Annotated in this window: 14 protein-coding genes and 1 CRISPR repeat array; of the genes, 4 read left to right on the top strand and 10 right to left on the bottom strand. The window is 66.1% G+C overall.

From position 1 onward, the window contains the following. Nucleotide 1: 1 nt before the first annotated feature. The 3 genes from acuI to GRX31_RS04885 are packed head-to-tail and all read right to left on the bottom strand — an operon-like array spanning nucleotide 2 to nucleotide 3,280. On the bottom strand, nucleotides 2–988 hold the full coding sequence (gene acuI / locus GRX31_RS04895) for an acrylyl-CoA reductase (NADPH) (protein WP_012203153.1): 987 nt from the start codon (nucleotides 986–988) through the stop codon (nucleotides 2–4). A 41-nt stretch (nucleotides 989–1,029) separates the two neighbouring features. Continuing rightward, the gene (locus tag GRX31_RS04890; RefSeq protein WP_160851728.1) at nucleotides 1,030–2,286 is read right to left on the bottom strand and encodes a CaiB/BaiF CoA transferase family protein; all 1,257 of its coding nucleotides are present in this window, start codon (nucleotides 2,284–2,286) and stop codon (nucleotides 1,030–1,032) included. Between the two features lie 22 nt (nucleotides 2,287–2,308). Further along, nucleotides 2,309–3,280, bottom strand: a complete 972-nt coding sequence (locus GRX31_RS04885; RefSeq protein WP_013804299.1) for a tripartite tricarboxylate transporter substrate binding protein — start codon at nucleotides 3,278–3,280, stop codon at nucleotides 2,309–2,311. 118 nt (nucleotides 3,281–3,398) lie between these two features. Between GRX31_RS04885 and GRX31_RS04880 the strand changes: the two genes are divergently transcribed. Further along, nucleotides 3,399–4,343, top strand: coding sequence for a LysR family transcriptional regulator (locus GRX31_RS04880; RefSeq protein WP_160851727.1), 945 nt, complete (start codon nucleotides 3,399–3,401; stop codon nucleotides 4,341–4,343). Between the two features lie 190 nt (nucleotides 4,344–4,533). Then, complete coding sequence (locus GRX31_RS04875) at nucleotides 4,534–5,292, top strand: sulfite exporter TauE/SafE family protein (RefSeq protein WP_012203149.1); 759 nt, start codon at nucleotides 4,534–4,536, stop codon at nucleotides 5,290–5,292. 10 nt (nucleotides 5,293–5,302) lie between these two features. Here GRX31_RS04875 and GRX31_RS04870 read toward each other — a convergent pair whose 3' ends face one another. Then, on the bottom strand, nucleotides 5,303–5,668 hold the full coding sequence (locus tag GRX31_RS04870) for an Arc family DNA-binding protein (RefSeq protein WP_017406421.1): 366 nt from the start codon (nucleotides 5,666–5,668) through the stop codon (nucleotides 5,303–5,305). Nucleotides 5,669–5,824: 156 nt separating this feature from the next. Between GRX31_RS04870 and GRX31_RS04865 the strand changes: the two genes are divergently transcribed. Beyond that, a complete protein-coding gene (locus GRX31_RS04865) occupies nucleotides 5,825–6,190 on the top strand; it encodes a hypothetical protein (RefSeq protein ID WP_017406420.1) in 366 nt (121 codons plus the stop codon). 37 nt (nucleotides 6,191–6,227) lie between these two features. Beyond that, nucleotides 6,228–8,766: direct repeats of the CRISPR family, unit length 28 nt; unit sequence TTTCTGAGCTGCCTATGCGGCAGCGAAC. Between the two features lie 130 nt (nucleotides 8,767–8,896). Here the strand turns inward: GRX31_RS04865 and cas6f are convergent. The 4 genes from cas6f to csy1 are packed head-to-tail and all read right to left on the bottom strand — an operon-like array spanning nucleotide 8,897 to nucleotide 12,989. After that, entirely contained in the window at nucleotides 8,897–9,463 is a 567-nt protein-coding gene (cas6f, locus tag GRX31_RS04860) for a type I-F CRISPR-associated endoribonuclease Cas6/Csy4 (RefSeq protein WP_043789355.1), read from the bottom strand. A gap of 5 nt (nucleotides 9,464–9,468) precedes the next feature. Beyond that, nucleotides 9,469–10,497 carry a type I-F CRISPR-associated protein Csy3 gene (gene csy3, locus GRX31_RS04855; protein WP_160851725.1) on the bottom strand — a complete coding sequence of 343 codons (1,029 nt, stop codon included), beginning with the start codon at nucleotides 10,495–10,497 and terminating at the stop codon, nucleotides 9,469–9,471. A gap of 54 nt (nucleotides 10,498–10,551) precedes the next feature. After that, entirely contained in the window at nucleotides 10,552–11,634 is a 1,083-nt protein-coding gene (gene csy2, locus GRX31_RS04850) for a type I-F CRISPR-associated protein Csy2 (protein WP_160851723.1), read from the bottom strand. Then, nucleotides 11,631–12,989: a type I-F CRISPR-associated protein Csy1 gene (gene csy1, locus GRX31_RS04845; RefSeq protein ID WP_160851722.1), complete on the bottom strand. Its 1,359-nt coding sequence runs from the start codon at nucleotides 12,987–12,989 to the stop codon at nucleotides 11,631–11,633. The genes csy2 and csy1 overlap by 4 nt, the downstream gene beginning before the upstream one ends. A gap of 503 nt (nucleotides 12,990–13,492) precedes the next feature. Here csy1 and GRX31_RS04840 point away from each other — a divergent pair. Next, nucleotides 13,493–13,804: a HigA family addiction module antitoxin gene (locus GRX31_RS04840; RefSeq protein WP_016451884.1), complete on the top strand. Its 312-nt coding sequence runs from the start codon at nucleotides 13,493–13,495 to the stop codon at nucleotides 13,802–13,804. A 3-nt stretch (nucleotides 13,805–13,807) separates the two neighbouring features. On the opposite strand, the gene cas3f is transcribed toward GRX31_RS04840, so the two are convergent. Continuing rightward, a complete protein-coding gene (gene cas3f, locus GRX31_RS04835) occupies nucleotides 13,808–17,296 on the bottom strand; it encodes a type I-F CRISPR-associated helicase Cas3f (RefSeq protein ID WP_160851720.1) in 3,489 nt (1,162 codons plus the stop codon). Next, complete coding sequence (gene cas1f, locus GRX31_RS04830; RefSeq protein ID WP_160851718.1) at nucleotides 17,293–18,315, bottom strand: type I-F CRISPR-associated endonuclease Cas1f; 1,023 nt, start codon at nucleotides 18,313–18,315, stop codon at nucleotides 17,293–17,295. The genes cas3f and cas1f overlap by 4 nt, the downstream gene beginning before the upstream one ends. Between the last annotated feature and the right edge of the window lie 108 nt (nucleotides 18,316–18,423).

Raw genomic sequence — 18,423 nt, 5'->3', positions numbered from 1 at the left:
CTCAGCGCGCCGTATCGATGACGACCCGGCCGCGCACCTGGCCGGCCAGCAGCCGGGGCGCCAGCGCAACCGCATCGGCCAGGCCCGCCTCTTCGGTATTGCGCTCCAGCACCTCGCGCGGCAGTTCGGCGGCCAGCCGCGCCCAGGCCTGCTCGCGCCGCGCCTGCGGCGCATAGACGCTGTCGATGCCCAGCAGCGACACGCCGCGCAGAATGAACGGTGCCACGGAAGCCGGCAGGTCCAGCCCCTGGGCCAGTCCGCAGGCCGCCACGCAGCCGCCGTAGCGCAGGCTGGCGCACACATTGGCCAGCGTATGGCTGCCCACGCTGTCCACGGCCGCCGCCCAGACCTCCTTTTGCAGCGGCTTGCCGGGCGCATCCAGGCTGCTGCGCTCCACGATCCGCGCCGCGCCCAGCGCCTTCAGGTGCTCGGCCTGTTCGGGCCGCCCGGTGCCGGCGTGCACCTCGAAACCCAGGCGCGACAGCAGGGCCACGGCAATGCTGCCCACGCCGCCGTTGGCCCCCGTCACCAGCACCGGGCCGCTGGAGGGCGTGATGCCATGCGCCTGCAGCGCCATCACGCACAGCATGGCCGTATAGCCGGCCGTGCCTATGGCCATGGCATCCCGTGCGCTGAAGGCCTCGGGCCGGCGGATCAGCCAGTCGCCGTTCACCCGCGCCTGCTGGGCGAGCCCGCCCCAGTGGGTCTCGCCCACGCCCCAGCCGTTGAGCAGCACGGCATCGCCGGGCTGGAAACGCGCGTCCTCGCTGTCCAGCACCGTGCCGGCCAGGTCGATGCCAGGCACCATGGGGAACTGGCGCACCACGGGCGAGCGCCCCGTGATGGCCAGTGCATCCTTGTAGTTGAGCGTGGAATGCGAGACGGCCACGCGCACCGCGCCGGCGGGCAGGCTGGCTTCGTCCAGCTCCACACACTCGGCACGGGTTTCACGCGGTACGGGTTGGGTCAGCAGCAAGGCTTTGAACATGGGGTCTCCAGCAAGGCAGTGGCAAAGGAATCCAAAGGCAATCAGGACTGCGGCGCGCCCAGCACGCCGCTGCGGCACAGGCGGGCGATGGCCTCATCCGCCATCCCCAGCTCCCGCAGCAGCGCAAGGTTGCCATCGCCCAGGACGGGGGCCGGGGCACCCGGCAGGGGCTCGGCATCCATCCACCGGAACCCCAGTCCCGGAGTGTCCACCGCAGCGCCGCCGGCGCCATAGCTCACAGGTGACACGGTGCCGGCAGCGCGGGCCTCGCCCAGGAATTCACCCAGGCGCCGCACCCTGGCGGCAGGCACGCCCACGGCGTTGAGCCGGGCTTCCATGTCCCGTGCGCTGCGTGCGGCGAAGGCCTCGGCCAGACAGGCCTGCAGCCGCTGCAGCGCGGACGCATCGCGCGCGGCGACAAAGCCGCCCTCGGGCGCGTTGAAGGCATCGAGGTCGAGCAGCGTGGGGGCCTCGCACAGGACATCGAGCCCCAGCACGCTGGCGAGCCTGCGGAACTGCTGCGGCGTATTGGCGGCCGTGGACAGCCAGCCGTCGGCGCACCGGTAGGTGTCGGCCGCCGGGCTGCCCGTATAGCCCCGGTTGCCCACGCGCCGTGGCTCCACGCCATGGGTGAGATAGGTACAGGCATGCGGGTACATCAGCATCAGCGAGGCCTGCAGCATGGAGGCATCGATGTGCTGGCTGCGCCGCTCGCCAGGCGCCCAGGCGTTGCGCTGGTGCAGGGCCGCCGTGACCGACAGCGCCCCCAGCATGCCCACCGCCACGTCGATCACGGGAAAGCCCACCTTCACGGGCGGCGCTTCCTCGTCGCCCCCCGCCATCATCATCATCCCCGTGAGCGCCTGCACCACATGGTCATAGGCGCCCCGCCCGGCCCACTCGCCCTGCTGGCCAAAGCCCGAGATGGAGCAATACACCACGTCGGGACGCACCGCCCGGATGTCCTCGTAGCCCAGGCCGTGGCGCGCCACCACGCCGGGGCGGAAGTTCTCGATGAACACATCGGCCGAGCGCGCCAGGGCACGCACGATATCCGCGCCCTCGGGCTGGCGGATGTCCACCGCCAGCGAACGCTTTCCCGCATTGAGCGCCACGAAGCCCGAAGGCATGCCGCCCCCGGGCTCGCCGGGCGCCCGGCTGTTGCGCATGACCTCGCCACGCGTGGGCTCGACCTTGATGACCTCGGCCCCGAGCTGGGCCAGGTAGTGCGAGGCCAGCGGCCCTGCGATCACATGCGACATGTCGATGACGCGCACTCCTTGCAGCGGCTTGTCCATACCCGTCTTGCCTTTCCCTGGTTCAACTGTTGGCGGTGATGCCGGCCAGCTCGATGATGGCGGCCCACTTGCGGTTCTCGCTGCGCACGAAATCGGCGAAGGCCTGCGGCGAAGCGCTGGCCGTGGCCTCGTTGCCGACAGCCTCGAACGAGGCGCGCAGCGCTGGCTGGGCGGCGGCCTGGCGCACGGCGGCGTGCAGGCGCTCGACCACGGCAGGGGGCGTCCTGGCCGGAGCCCACAGCCCGAACCAGGACTCCTGCACCGCCAGCTCGCTGCCCAGCACCTCCTGCAGCGTGGGCACCTCGGGCAGCTGCGCCAGGCGCTTGCGGCTGGTCACCGCCAGGGCCCGCAGCTTGCCGCCCTGCACCTGGGGAATGCCGGTGCCCGCCACCGGAAACGCATACTGCGTATCGCCGCGGATCAGCGATGCCGCAATCTCCACCGATCCCTTGAGCGGTATGTGCGTGACCTGCAGGCCCGCCAGCGAGGCCAGCGTGGCGCCCGCCAGATGGGCCGAAGTGCCTATGCCGCCCGAGCCGTAATTGGCCTGCGCCGGCTGGGCCTTCAGCCCCGCGATCAGCTCCCGGGCCGTGCGCCAGGGCGCATCGGCACGCACCACCAGCACCGTGGGCGACGAGGCCAGGTTGCTGACGGGCGTGAAGTCGCCGATGGGGTCGAAGCGCAGGCCCGGTTGCAGCAGCTTCTGGATCAGGTGGGTGTTGGAGCCCATCAGGCAGGTGTAGCCATCGGCGGGCTGCTGCGCCACATACTGCGCGGCCAGCACGCCGGCCGCGCCCACCTTGTTCTCGATCACGATGGACTGCCCCAGGATCTCCCCCAGCACCGGGCCGGCCTGGCGCAACTGCACATCAGGCCCCCCGCCCGCCGCATACGGAGAAATCACCCGCACCGGCCGGCTCGGAAAATCGCTGGCCCGCACCAGCGGAAGCGCGGCAGCCGCCAGGCTGCCTGCCAGAAAGACGCGTCTGTCCATGGTCCTGTCTCCTTGTCGCTTGTCGTCGTGGGGTCACGATAGAACGGCAGGCCCATTTCCAATAGTGATATGTTTGGATGGATGGCAAACCTCCGGTAATCACTCCACCCCCGGGAACATGCACGACTTCGACCCGCAACGCTTGCTGTCGCGGCTGCGCTTCAAGCACCTGCAGCTCCTGCTGGCCCTGCACCAGGGAGGCAGCCTGCGTGCCGCCGCTGGCCTCATGCATTTGACCCAGCCCGCGCTGAGCAAGGCCCTGGGCGAGATCGAGGCGGCCTTCGGCGTGACGCTGTTCCTGCGCAATGCGCGCGGGCTCGAACCCACGGCCCAGGGCGAGATCGCCATCCGCGGCGCGGCCATGCTGCTGGCCGAGCTGCGCCATCTGGGCAGCGAGACCGCCCAGCAACCGGCCATCACCTTGCTGCGCATCGGCACCCCGCCTTTCGTGGCACAGGGCTACCTGCCCGGCGTACTGGCGGACCTGGCCGCACAGCAGCCCCATGTGCGGGTACAGCTCAAGGAAGAACGCGTGCCTTTGCTTGTGCAATGCCTGCTGGATGGCGAGCTCGATGCCCTCATCACCAGCTACCCCACCGAGCTGCCCGAGGCTGCAGGCCAGCCGCTGCGCTACGAAAAACTGTTCGACACCGGCTTCACCGTCATCGCCCCGCCGGACCACCCTGCAGGCCACGCGCGCAGCAACCGCTGGGAGGAGCTGGCGCGCCAGCGATGGATCCTGCCCGCGCGCAGCTCCATGCTGCGCCGCATGATGGAAGAGGTGTTCCGCCGCGAAGGCGTGATCGCGCCCACGCCCGTCATCGAATCCACCAGCCCCTTCACCAACCTGCAACTGGTCCGGGCCGGCCTGGGGCTCAGCGCCGTACCCGACTCCACGCTGCAGGCCTCGCCCCGGTCGCTGGGGGTGCGCAGGGTGCATGTCACACCCGCCATCTCCATGGGCCCCGTGGCGTTGATCTACCGCAGCGCCGTCGCCAACCCGCGCGTCGCCCTGCTGCGCGCCACGCTGGGCCTGCCCGGCCCGGTGGTGGCGCCGCCCTAGTCGCCTGGTGGCCACCACGCCGGCGCGATCCTGTCCTTTTGCGCAAAGCAGCCCTGACCCCGCCGCCATGCCGGTGCGACAGCCCGCCCGATGGTCCGGCACTAAGATCGGCCTCGACCTATAACACCGGCCTGGCCGCGCAAGGCCACGGCGGCCTGCCGATGCCCGGCCCCAGGAGGAGACAACACCCATGTGGGACATCGCCCTGCTCATGAGCGCCGCCTTCGTGGCCGGCGCGCTCAATGCCGTTGCCGGAGGCGGCAGCTTCCTCACCCTGCCCGCCCTGGTCTTCACCGGCGTGCCGCCCGTGGCCGCCAACGCCACCGGCACCGTCGCCCTGCTGCCCGGCTACATGGCCGGTGCCTGGGGCTTTCGCCAGGACATGGAGCCGCCGCCCGGCCTGGGCATGCGCGGCGTCATCGTGCTGTCGCTCATCGGCGGCTCGCTGGGCGCGGCCCTGCTGCTGGTCACGCCCGACCACCTGTTCCGCAAGGTCGTCCCCTGGCTGCTGCTGGCCGCCACCGCCATGTTCGCCTTCGCGCCCCAGCTCAGGCGCATGGCATCACGCGGCAGCGCCGAGCATGCCGCCCATGCATCGCCCCTGAAGGCCGGCGCCGGCATGCTGGCCGTGGCCATCTACGGCGGCTACTTCAACGGCGGCCTGGGCATCCTGCTGCTGGCCCTGTTCGGCCTGCTGGGCCAGACCAGGCTGCATGCCATGAACGGCATGAAGAACCTGGTCTCCGCCCTGCTCACGGCCATTGCCGTCGCCATCTATGCGGCCGGCGGCGTCGTGCAGTGGGAGCAGGCCCTGGTCATGATGATTGCCGCCACCGCAGGCGGCTACGGCGGCGCCCGCCTGGCGCGCCGCATCCCGCCCGAATGGCTGCGCGCGGGCATCGTGCTGACGGGGCTGGTGATGGCGGGGGTGTTTTTCTGGAGGCAGTGAGGCCAGAAAGCTACTTCTTCGGCGCCGCACTCCGCACTGTCTTCGATACGCGCTTGCCTGTGGATCTTTCCGGCGTCGCCGCATCCGTGTCTGGCTGAGGGCCGCTCTGTGGCAGGGCCAGGGCTTGCGCAAGCGATTGCAACCGCTCTTCGATACGCTTCACGGTTTCCAGCGTTTCGTCACCGACGCGGGTATCCAGATTCATTTGCAAACTACCGCTGTCCATGCCCGAAACGTGCGGCGCCGCAAAGGTCTGCTGTAGCCGAGCCACGACCTCGGCAGTCATTGAGCGCCGGTTCTCTTCGGAAGCGGCATCCAGCAGATCCTTCAGCTCCTGAGGGATACGCATGTAGATGGTTGGGTCGTCGCGTGCCATCCGCGCACTTTGCCATGGAACACACTTGCCATTTTCTATGCACAGTGCATAGAATATTGAGTGCATAGATCGTGCATAGAAAGCCCGAGTCATTGAAGCGACGACAAAGGAATCGATATGGCTGCGTCACGGCACTCAACGAACAAGCCCTGCACGATGGACACCGCTGCCTGGCCCACCATGCAGCAAATGATCGCCCTGTCCATTGCCCGCGCAGAGAGGGGGCTGGTTGCCCTGATCGAAACACGCTGTGCCGACATGGACTGGCATGACGCGGATGTAGAGGTGGATCTGGCTGCAGACCTGGCGCTGAACCACATCCGGCAAATCCGGCACAAGGTATTCGAGGACGCCAGTGAATTCGACAACGAGTGGTACCTCGCCCGCGCAGCCATCGCCCTGGCAGCCCAGGCCTTCAACCGGCCACAGAGCCTCTACGCCCGGCGCCTGAAACTGCTCTTGCAACTGTTTGATGAAGCACCGTCCTTTGTGGAATACGCGGAGCATGGCCCGGAAGGTTGAATGCAGAGGCTTCTCTGTCGCCTCCAAGTCAGCAGCCTTTCTGAGCTGCCTACGCAGCAGAGAACGGATCTTGGTTGCTGTCATGAGGCTTCCTTGGTTTCTGAGCTGCCTATGCGGCGGCGAACCCCAGGCATGCAGCGATGCCACCGAGGCCCTGTTTCTGAGCTGCCTATGCGGCAGCGAATCTCGGGCCAGGCGCTCCGCGTCGGAGGGTGTTTTTCTGAGCTGCCTATGCGGCAGCGAACGTGAGCGAGTCTCGCCTGACGTGCGTGTGACGTTTCTGAGCTGCCTATGCGGCAACGAACTCTCAATCTCATTGTGAAAGGTGCCATCTGATTTTCTGAGCTGCCTATGCGGCAGCGAACGCGGATCTGCCACCGCGAAATTGCCGCAGCTCTTTCTGAGCTGCCTATGCGGCAGCGAACCGGGCCTGCTGGTCACGACCAGAGGAGGGTATTTTCTGAGCTGCCTATGCGGCAGCGAACGCCCAGGCTCAAGCCAATGCAGATCTGCGCAATTTCTGAGCTGCCTATGCGGCAGCGAACCAACCGGATGCGGAAGAGGATGAGCTTGAAGATTTCTGAGCTGCCTATGCGGCAGCGAACGTGGAAAACGTGGGTGCGCCTGGCCTTTGTGCATTTCTGAGCTGCCTATGCGGCAGCGAACATCAGATAGTCCCGCAGCGTGCCGTCCTCGATTTTCTGAGCTGCCTATGCGGCAGCGAACATCATGGGCGGCGGCATCGTGCCGGCCCTGGATTTCTGAGCTGCCTATGCGGCAGCGAACAGATCCTTGATTTCCAGGAAGTGGCAGGCCCTTTTCTGAGCTGCCTATGCGGCAGCGAACCTTCCACGATCCGATAGGCTTTTCTGAGCTGCCTATGCGGCAGCGAACGGTTGCTTGAGGGGTGATCATCTGGACCTCCTTTTCTGAGCTGCCTATGCGGCAGCGAACTAGAGCATCGACGCAGCGCCGACCCAGCCAATTTTCTGAGCTGCCTATGCGGCAGCGAACCCACCAGTGGCAGCTGGCTTGTGGAACTTGTTTTTCTGAGCTGCCTATGCGGCAGCGAACAAGAGCAGGCAGCGGAATTGCTCAAGATCGCATTTCTGAGCTGCCTATGCGGCAGCGAACTGTGGGTGTATGTCGCGCCAGCACCGCCGCCTTTTCTGAGCTGCCTATGCGGCAGCGAACAGCCCAGCATTCAGGCTCGATGCTTGTGATGATTTCTGAGCTGCCTATGCGGCAGCGAACCAAAGCGGATCGGGAACGCGGGCGCCATGCTGTTTCTGAGCTGCCTATGCGGCAGCGAACGACAGCCCGAGCAAGTTCGTGCGGGCCTTCGATTTCTGAGCTGCCTATGCGGCAGCGAACGAGATAGGTGCTGTAGGCGCACGTAGCCTGGAGTTTCTGAGCTGCCTATGCGGCAGCGAACGAGCTGCTGTTTTCGAGCGAGGCCGAGTGCGCTTTCTGAGCTGCCTATGCGGCAGCGAACCTTGCGCGGCACGGACCTTGCCAATGCTCTTTTTTCTGAGCTGCCTATGCGGCAGCGAACAACGGCCTTGCTCGGCGGCCTCGCATCCTGGTTTTCTGAGCTGCCTATGCGGCAGCGAACATCGAGGCATGGGAACGGAAGCAGCGCGCCCATTTCTGAGCTGCCTATGCGGCAGCGAACGACGCGCTTTGACTGTACCGAGGAGTTCATCATTTCTGAGCTGCCTATGCGGCAGCGAACCCAGGGCACTCGATGTCCGTGAGCATCACATATTTCTGAGCTGCCTATGCGGCAGCGAACCCGCATCGACGCCCGCACGCAGCGTGTAGCCCATTTCTGAGCTGCCTATGCGGCAGCGAACAACCCCAGCCCCGCTAGTCGGGGCTTTTTCATTTTCTGAGCTGCCTATGCGGCAGCGAACACCATGGAACTCAACAGAGCCCAGCGCCGCGCTTTCTGAGCTGCCTATGCGGCAGCGAACGGCGAGCGTATGCTTGCAGGTCCACTATCCATTTTCTGAGCTGCCTATGCGGCAGCGAACCTCAGACGTGACGATCTGGGACCAGCCCTCAATTTCTGAGCTGCCTATGCGGCAGCGAACGGGCTTCCATTGCTGGAATGCCATCTCGCGCTTTTCTGAGCTGCCTATGCGGCAGCGAACTGCAACTCCTTGTACATCTTGGCCTTCTGGTATTTCTGAGCTGCCTATGCGGCAGCGAACGCAGGAGGCCAAGGCCAAGCGCGTGGGGTTGTTTTCTGAGCTGCCTATGCGGCAGCGAACTCGGCATGGCGCAGCACCTGTTGGCATTCGTGTTTCTGAGCTGCCTATGCGGCAGCGAACCCCTGCGCGAGCGCTTGACAGGCGCCTGCTTCTTTCTGAGCTGCCTATGCGGCAGCGAACATCCTCAAGCGCGCAGAGACGGATGAGCTGGATTTCTGAGCTGCCTATGCGGCAGCGAACGCGCGGACTTTGGACTCGACCTCCTGGGCGATTTTCTGAGCTGCCTATGCGGCAGCGAACCTGACCTGCCGACCTGGGGCAGCTTCGGCAAATTTCTGAGCTGCCTATGCGGCAGCGAACTAGACAAAAATCCTCCCAATTCATTGATTTTTAAAGAACTTTCCCCCCTAACCCGAAAACACCCCAAAATTCCGAGGCGTCGCCAAGTTGTTGATTTGAAAGGCGACCCCACAGGCCGCCAGAAAAAGGGTCAGAACCAGGGAACAGCAGTTCCCAGGCTCAGCCCGTAGGTGTTGAAGCCTTCCTGGCCCGCCGTGCCCTGCACCGCTTTCTGCTCCACGAACAGGCAAAACGGCTGGCCGGTGCTGGCGCTGCGCAGTTGAACGTAGGGCAGGTCCGGGGTGCGCTCCACGCTGTCGGGGATGGCGGCCGCGGCCTGTTCGGCGGTTTCTCCCTTGCGCCGCATGCGGCGGCGGCGCAGGCGGTCGGGGCTGGTCTTGAATTGCCGGCGTTGCACCAGGCAGGGCACGGCGCCCTCTGGCACCAAAGCTGGCGGCGTGCAGTGCACGTGATCGCGCATGCCCTGCAGCCAGGGCTGTTCCATCAGGCCGCGCAGCGCGGCTTCACTGCCATGCAGGCGCAGGATGGTGCCCAGAGTGCGTGGACGCAGGCTGTAGCCGGGAAAGCTGATGCCTATGTCCGCGCTGCCCAGTTGCACGAGCGCGCGGTGCAGCTTGGCGACCAGCGCGCCCAGCAGGTGGGCGTGGCTGAATTCCGGGTCAGGCAGCAGCGTGATGTCGATGTAGTGCGAGGTCATGGCCATCAGCTCGCATCGCCGAAGACGCCGCCACGGATCAGCACGGCCATCACGAAGTGCTGCTGCTCGACGGGAGGCACCTTGTCCTTGAGCAGCCAGTCGTCCAGCAGGGTGTAGAAGTCCTGCTTTTGCTTGGGCTGGCGCCAGGCCTTGCCCTGGGTGGTGACGGAGCCGTAGGGCTCGACCGCGATGGGGCCCAGGTCCTGCGCGCCGTCGTACCAGGTGTCGATGGTGCGCAGGGCGTTGCCGATTTTCTGGGAGTGGATGGCGGCGACCTCCTGGCCTTTTTCCCCGATCTGGTAGAGCGTCTTGCTCTTTTTGGTGCTGCCCTTGTCGAGGATCAGTTCCTGCGAGGGGAAGACTTCCTGGCCCGCGCCCAGGCGCACAAAGGCGGTGATCTGCAGCAGCACATGGGCCTTGCCCTCAAGCCCCTGCGCGATCACGCTGCCCAACGCAGCCACTTTCTCATCAGGGTGCTCCAGCGTGCGCAGGTTGTGGGCCAGCGCATCGAACGACCATGCCTGCCCGGCCTTGCCATCCTTGAGCTGCACCACCTGCACCTGCACGCTTTCCGCGCCCACGCGGTTGCGCCACAGAAAGCGCCCGTTCGCCAGGTTGGCCGCATAGCGGTTGGCCAGTTCGGCAAAGCCCTGGGCCGAGGCATAGGCCTGGACGGTCTGCGCGAGCCTGGCCTGGTATTCGGCGCTGTTGCAGGCAGACGGGGTGCCTGCGCCAGACAGCACGCGCAGCGTGAACTGCACCTTGAGCGTGTCGGCATCGGCGGGCAGGGCTGCCACGTCCACGGTCTGCAGGTTGGGGTTTTCGATGGCGGCGTCGAGCTTGGCCGGGTCCTGGTCCTTGGTCTTGAGGCGGTTGGAGATGGTGCCGCGCACGGATTTCTCGCGCAGCTTGACGGAGGGCCAGGAGGCGGAGGCCGCCCGGTCATCCCAGTTGCCTGCGTGGAAGACGGCGTCGGAGGGGTCGAGCTTGCGTTCGAAGGCGAGGACGGATGCGGTCTTGAGGGTGCTGGACATGGTGTTCAATCCTTTGGCAATACGGTGTGAAAGGCGGCGGTGCAAGGACGCTGGTCAGGTGTATGCATAGCTGTCGTCGTCTTCGCGCTCCTGGGCTGCGGCGTCGTCAGGGTCGGCCCCGGCTGCGGGGTCTGGCACGTAGCCGCTGCGGCAGCGGTAAAGGCCCCGCTCCTCATCGGTTTGCGCATGCCAAAGCAGTTGCTCCAGATGGGTGAGGCGGTGCGGGCTGATCCATTCGCCCAGCGAGTAGACCGACTCCACGAAGCGCAGCGGCGTGGTGGCATCGCGGGCGTTGAGCACTTCGCCTGCGGCATGCGATGGCGAGAGCGCCGCATAGCCCACGGGCACAGGCACGATCCACCCGCTGCCCGGGCTGCGCCAGGGGTCTGCCCATTGCTGCTTGCCATCGGCAGGCGGGGGCTGGCCTTCGGCCGCTGCCACGGGCTCGTGGTTGAAGCGCGATGCATGCAGCCAGGCGTCGAGCAGCGTGGTGTGCGCCGCTTTGTCGCGCAGCCTGTGCAGGCGGTCGGCCAGCAGGTCGTCACGCCCCACCAGGGCGAAGCCCGGCAGCCACTGGCGCCGCCATTCGCGGAACTGGCGGCTGCGCTCGGTGGAGTCTTCTGCCAGCACGGCCAGCCTGGGGCGCACACGCCTGCCGGGCGCGGCGCGCGATGGCAGCAGGCTGCCGCCGGCCACCCGCATTTGCGACAGGATTTGCCCGGCTTCATCGGCCCATTGCTGCATCGGCTCGGCAGCGCTTTGCACCAAGGTCGGGGCCGAGTTGGAGCCAGGGACGCGTTTTTCCGAGACGGTGAAGACCAGGGAGATGTCGAGGTGGATGCGCCCTTCCTCCACGATGGCGGCGGTGCTGCCGTCCTTGTCCACCGGGTTGCGCGTGAGGTTGAAGCTGCGCACATAGCCCTGCGTCACCTGCTCCTGATGGTGGTGGCAGACCACGCCCACCGCGTGCAGGCGCAAGGGGATGCCGGCCTGCGCCAGCTTGCGCTCCAGCGCCCACATCAGGCCGGTGAAGGCGGTGATGGAGGGGAAGCCGTGCGTAAGCGGGCTGGAGATGGCGTTGGCGTTTTGCACGCGCAGATGGGGAAAAACGAGAAGCGCTTGTGGAGACTGGCTCATTGCGCGTCCTCCCTGTCTTCAATCCGTTTGCGCAGTTCACGCAACTGCTGCACAAAACCATCCTCATCGGTCAGCAGCTCTTTCTTCCACACACGCGCCTCGGCGTCGCCCACGGGCAACTGGCCGAACAGCTGGCTGTTGAGCCAGTTGGCAAAGCGTTTGCCTACCTCGGCAGGCCAGTCCATCCAAAGCCATTCGCGGGCGAAATCTGCTTCATCGCGCAGTTCGGCCCGCAATGGGTCCAGCCACAATTGCTCTTCACGCACCAGCTTGCCGAAGCGTTCCGCATCGCGGCTCCAGCCAGCGGGCAGGGCCTGCTGCACTTCGCCGGCGAGCGAGACCATTTCATCGATCAGCGCATCGACGAAGGCTTCGCGGCGCTCGCGCGTTTGCAGGTTGGGCTCCGGGTCGGTCGCAAGGAAGGCACGCAGCTTGCGCACCGTGCTGCGCACCTCGGGACGGCCGATGAACAGCTTGTCGAACACGGAGCTGGCATGCACCGGCAGCCGTACATCGCTGCTGCGCCAGACCGGTGGCAGCGAAGCCAGCAGGTAGTTGACCCCGCCACGCTCGCTGTTGAGCTGGGAAATATTCTGTGGCTTTGTCCCTCCCATCTTCTGGACGGCCAGCCCCGGGTAGTCATGGAAGACGCCGTCATGCGCCTTGCGCTCGCGCCGCGCCTGCCGGGCCGCCTTGTTGCTTTCCCCAAAGCGGTCTTCCTGCACCTGCGCATGCACGGCATGCGCCAGCGAGGTGGCAAACAACGGCGCCAGCAATTCATAGCCTTCATCGGCACAGGCATCGCTGCCCTTCAGCCAGTACAACTGCTTGGCCCGCGTGTGCGAACTGGGTATGCCCGCGCGCGGCTGGGTCAGGCCGACGAAGGCATCTCGCAAGGCCATGGCCTGCTGCGGGTCCTCATGCAGGGCCTGGAGCGCGCCCGGGTCTTGCGCCAGCAGCGCGGCCAGCAGGCTGGTGCCCTCCACCTCGACCTTGAGGAACTTGTAGACGTCAAGCGCCGCCGCATTGCCCACCACATCGCCGGCGAAGGACTGCCCCAGCGCATGGCTTCCCAGTTCCTGCAGCGCTGGCAGGCCGGCCGGCTCCACATAGAGATTGGTGCCGCGCGCATCGGGATGTATGGGCTTGAGGGAGTGGGTGACGGCCTGGATTTGATCGACGCGCTTGGCAGCACTGGCCACCCAGGTATCACGCAGGAATGATGCGACGAGTTCGTCGCGCTGAGGATCGTCAGGCTTGAGCTTTTCGAGCTTGGATTGCAATCGTTCTTGCAGGAACTGGTCGATTGCCGCACGAAAACCTGCCTTGCGCCCTGTTGCCGGGGCGTTGGACATAGGGATCACCTTTCGTGAGAAATGAAAGATAATTCCTCGGTCAACGAACTGACCGAGGAACTTGATGTTGCGACTGGAAAGCCGTCATAACGCTCTTCTGAGCGCGTGATTGCTAGCCACTGTGACCTCTCTTTCTGGGTTAGCGCCTTGAGAGCACGTTGTTGACACAGTCACCACCTGTTGTTAGCGCAGCAGGTGGTGGCATTCTATAATTCCAACCAGTCAACTCTTTACGATAAACCGCAGGTTTACGAAACCAACTTGGCAGCTGGATCGTAGCCGCTACGTGGTATCTTCGCAACCGCTTTCGAACAGGAAGCTCAGAAAAGTCACCTCTTCAAGATGACCGCCACATTTCTGCTGAACAAGCAGCGCCTTTGCCACTGAAGTGCTTCAACAGGCTGCCAAGTGGCAACCTTGCCAACCCAAAGATCAAGCGGCACTGCCAATCCGTGCAACACAGATAGCCGAAATCGACTCTCCTTCATGGAGTTGGAGTTTGGATGATCAAAGCAGAGATGCGCCCCATACACCCAGGTGAAGTCCTGCGCGAGGACTACCTGAAGCCCATGGACATGAGCGCCAACGCGCTGGCCAGGCACCTGCACGTTCCCGCCTCGCGCGTGAACGACATCGTGCTGGAGCGGCGCGGCATCACGGCCGACACGGCGCTGCGGCTGAGCCGCTTCTTTGGGGGCGACGCTCAGTCCTGGCTGAACCTTCAGACCGCCTACGACCTGCGCACGGCAGAGCTGAACGCGGAGTTGCAGGCGTCCGTGAGGCAAGTTCATCCGATGCAGCTGCATACCGCCTGATCCTCAGGCACGGCCCACAAAGCCCAGCACGCCATGCCAGCGCCAGCCCTGTGTCTTGTCGGGCAGGCTGGCCGTGGCGTACTTGCTTGCACAGGCATCCAGCGCCAGCCCCTTGCCCTGCGCCAGGGCAAGCAGTTCATGCATCAGGTCGGCCTGCCCCCATGCAGTGACAGACCCCTTCCGTGGGTCCAATGGCTCCCGGTGCAGCAGGCTGTCCTGCACCAGCACATACAACCTGTCACCCCGCCGCTGGCCATCGACCACGCGGTGCAGTTGCAGGCCCTCTTCCTCCTCGTCCGGCAGAAACACCACATCCACGCGCGGCAACGGGTCGTAGCGAAAGCGCTGGAACTGCGGCAGCAGGCCCGTGAGCCAGAAGCAGGCTGGGCTGGCCCAGTGCAGGCTGGCGGCGCGCAGCACCGGCGTGGCATCCGGGCTGTCTGCGGGGCGCGGCAGCATGGTGTCGTGCAGGCGGGCGTGTTCCAGGTCCACGAGGTTCCTGGCCGGGTGGAACTGCTCCCTGGCCACTTCGATTCGTGCGCGGGCATCCACGGGCCAGAGGTGCTCACCCTTGGTGTGCTTGGCCAGCAGCGATTGCAGGTCATGCGAGCGCAGGTGGAAGTACCGCGCCGTGTCCGCCTTGTCATCCACCGGCTCCATCTCGAAACCCGGCTTGCAGAATGCCGCCCGGCCTGGATGCTCGAAAGCGCGCAGGTTGCTGTCCAGCACCCGCATGTTGGCCTCCTGCACCGTACCCGGCCGGTGGCGCCGCACGCGTCCGGCCAGCTGGATCAGCGAGCGCATGGACGAGGGCTCGACCACGGCCCAGTCATAGTCATGGTCGCGGCCCACTTCGGTGACGGGGGAGCCGAGCACGATGAAGAGGTGATCGGCCTCATCGTTGGCATCAAGCAATGCGCGGATGGCCGGCCTCTGGAAGATGGGGTCTGCGCCGTCGGGGGTGCGGCGGTCCAGCACGGTGTCCAGGTGCCGCTCGATGCTGGAACGCGCCAGCAGCGGAAACTGCGAGTGGTAGACGCACAGGTGCACCCGCACGCCCGGTGCAGGAGCGCCCTGGCCATACATGGCCACGGCCACGTCGAACAGCGGTTCGATGTTGGCCATGCGGATGAGGCCGAAGCTCACACGCTTGCCGCTGGCGGGGTCGGTGCAATGGTTGCCCGGCTGCTGGTGCAGCTGCCATGCATGCTCCAGCGCGATGCGCGCAAAATCCCGGCGCCGCGCGGCCGGGTCCAGCCCCTGCCAGCCGGCAGGCAGGGGAGCGATGGCAGCCAGGCGCCGCACCTCGGCCCGGGCGAGCTGGGCCACGCGCTTTTGCACAAAGCTTTCATGGCCTGCACGAAACCCTGCGCCATCGGCGCAGTCCAGTGCCTGCTGGTGGAATTCGTCCACCCACAGGCAGCAGATGGCAACGGGCTCGCCGGGCCGCTCGCCGCGATGGCGCTGGAAGATCTCGCGCCCGGCGCGGTAGGCCAGGTAGAGCCCCTCCACCAGCGCTGGCGGCAAGGTGGCCGAGGACAGCAGCACGCGTGAGCCCAGCAGGCCCGCCCAGTGCACGAGTCGCGTGAGCGCGGGCAGGTCGGCCATGTCGAAATCATCGGGCTCGTCCAGTACGAGGTCGCCCGTCATGAGGCGCAGCATGGGCGCGATCTGGCGGCCGCCGCGCAGGCTTTCGGTGGCGGGCGTGAGGTGGTCCACGGTGCAGGCCAGCACGGGCGCGGCGATCAGCGAGCGCACCTGCGCATCGTCGGTCAGGCGCTGCAGCAGCGGGTGCTGGTCATTGCCGTCGAACAGGACTTGCCCGCCTTCGTCGAGCAGCGCCTGGCGCGAGGCCGAACCCGTGGCCTCGGCCTGCGCTTCCCAGTACTCGAACAGCGCGCGGCTGGCCGCGCCGCCGACCTTGATGGCGAGCTGGTCGTCGCCCAGTCCCAGGTCGTTCTGGAACACCCGCCCCGTCTGCAGCGTGAGCGTGCGCAGGCCGATGGCGAAGGCACAGCGCATGCCCACGCCCGGGTCGGCCAGCGCGTTCATGATGCGGGCATTGCCCAGCGTCTTGCCGCAGCCGGTGGAAGCCATGTTGACGATGAAGCCGCCCTGGCTGGCGGCCCGGTGGCGCACGCTGGCAGCCAGGTCGGCAGCCTTGTCCTGCCACTGGAAGCGCGCGTTGCTGCTGCGCTTTTTGAGGCCGCGATGGCTGCGCAGTGCCGGCAGGCTGCGCGCCAGCGTGGGCAGCGAGCGCGCCACCAGCGTGGCATGGGCCTGCACGCCAAGCAGGTGCTCGTCCAGCGTCTGGTTGAAAGCGGACGCGGCGCCTGGAGCTGCACTCTTGCGCCGGGTGTTGGCGTACAGCGGATAGCCCGCGTTGCGGAAAGGCTGGCGGCGCGCTTCGTCCTCGATGCTGGAGTAGTGGTGGTCGGCCAGCATCAGGCACAGGCGCGAGAGGTGCAGCGTGAACGGATCGCCCAGGCTTGCAGCGTCAAGCGACCGGCCCGCCAACTCCTGCAGCTTGAGCGCATAGCGCGCCGCCTGCTTGCGCCAGGCGGCCGTGGCCACCGGAAGGCCCTGCGGGAAGTCCCAATGGGAGCGCACTTTCGCCGGGTCGGCTTTCTCGCGCGGCTCGTTCCAGTCGGCGCTGATGCACTGCAGCAGCTGCTCGATCTCATTGCTGTTGACGAAGCGCGGGCGCGCGCCGAAGCGGCACCATTGGCGGCGGTCGGGCTCCAGCTCGTCGTCGGACTCCTGCCGGCCTGCAGCGACCGGCATGCAGGGCAGCCGATGGTGTGTCAGAACCAGCCAGGCCACGGCGGTGGCCAGCGGCGGCAGCGCCTTGAACGGCAGAAGCTGGCTGGCCTGCGGCTCGTCCAGGCCATCGCGCAGAAGGCGGCCGCTGCGGTGATCCAGCCATTGCGCCTCAAAGGCCCGGGCGTCGGCAGCCTCATCCACACAGGCTGCCAGCCTTTGCAGCCATGCCGCGTCGCTGTCGCCGCCCACGAACGCCTGGAACAGCCGCACCGACACCCATTCATGGCGGTAGTGGTTGCGCTCGCGCAGGCCCGGATTCTTCAGCCGGTCCTGGAATGCCTGGGTGGCCTTGCCCAAGTCATGCACCAGGGCCGCCAAAGCGGCCAGCGCCGTGATCAGTGGCAGGTGGTGCCAGTGGCTTTCATCGTCGGCGCGCAGCACGTTGCTGGCCGTGGTGTTGGTGGGCACGGCGCCTTCGGCGTTGAACTGGCGCCCGTCGCCTACGATCCACAGCAGTTCACTGTGGTCACGCCCGCGTATCCAGTGGCAGGCCACGGCGGTGTTCTTGCGCGCGCTCTGGCGCAGCAGCTTGCGCACGGTGTCGAGCCCGGCCGCCGTGATGGGCGTCTGCCAGGTGCGGTCGCCGCGCCGCTCGGCAAACTGGTCGAGGATGCGGCGCGTTTCGGTGAGGGCGCGCTTGCTGCACTGGGAGACGAAGAGCACGTTCATGTGCCGCCCTCCTGCGCAGCGCCGGGCGTTGTGGGCGTGGCGGGCGCGCCGGCCATGCGCGCCGTGTCGACGGCAATGCGCTTGAGCGTGTCGATGATGAAGTCCAGCGATTCGCTGCGCGTGAGCGCCTCTATGCATTGGCGGCGAAATTGCGGCTCGTCGTCGCCGCGCATGGCCGACAGGAAGGCCTGGGGCAGGATGGCGGCATCCTTGACCAGGTCGGCCGCATCGAACACCAGGCCGCCGCGCCGCGTCTTGCCATGCAGAACGGCCAGACCGTGGGGCAGGCCCAGCACCCAGGTGGCCGTGGCGCCCAGTCCGTAGGCCAGGTAGTTGCCATGGTCCAGATAGCGGTTGGCTGCATCGGTGCCGGTGCCGCGCTTGGCGCGCGTGAATTCGCCATATCCCACGGCGTCCACGGCGAGCTTGAACAAGGCCTTGGTCAGCCGTGCCTCATCGGTCAGCAGTGTCATGACATCGGGCGCATTGGCCATCAGCGCCGCAAATTGCTGCACCAGCGCCTTCAGGCGCTCCATGTCCACGGAAAACCCTGCTTCGCGCAAGGCTCGTGCGCCCCATTCCTGCTGCATCCGCTGCAATCGCAAAGCCTGCAATTGCTTGGCGGCATGCAGGCGCAGTTCATCGTCAAACCAGAATTGGACCCAGGCCTGCAGGTATTCAGTGGGGCGGTACTCGCTTTGCGGAGTGAGCCAGGCGACTTCAACGTCAACTTCATTGGCGCTGAACAAGGGCGTGCCGCCGCCACCACAAAAGCCCACCAGCACCCCAGCCTTGGCCAGCTCCCGCATGGCCGCCTGGGTGATGGAGGTGCCGGTGCCCAGCAGGATGCTGGTGGTGTTGGCAATGGGAATATTCCAATACAGGCTGCGCTTGCCGGCATCGGTCACATATTCCACCCGCCCGCCATTGACAAGGACACGGCAGTGCTCAAGGTAATAGATGTTGGCGCGTTTGGAATGGAGAATGGTCTTGAGATCCTGGCCCTTGATATCCTGCATTGCAGCCTCCCGCAGGCAGTTGTATCAAATTGCCAATCCCCTTCAATGGCCTGCCCCAGGAATAAAAAGGCGCCTTGCTTCCACAAGGCGCCCTTCTTTACATCCCAG

It is taken from the genome of Delftia sp. CH05, assembly GCF_009827015.1.
In the GTDB taxonomy this organism is placed as follows: Bacteria; Pseudomonadota; Gammaproteobacteria; order Burkholderiales; family Burkholderiaceae_C; genus Comamonas; species Comamonas tsuruhatensis.
Note: the sequence above shows the minus strand (reverse complement) of the source record. Positions and strands in the feature narration are given on the sequence as shown.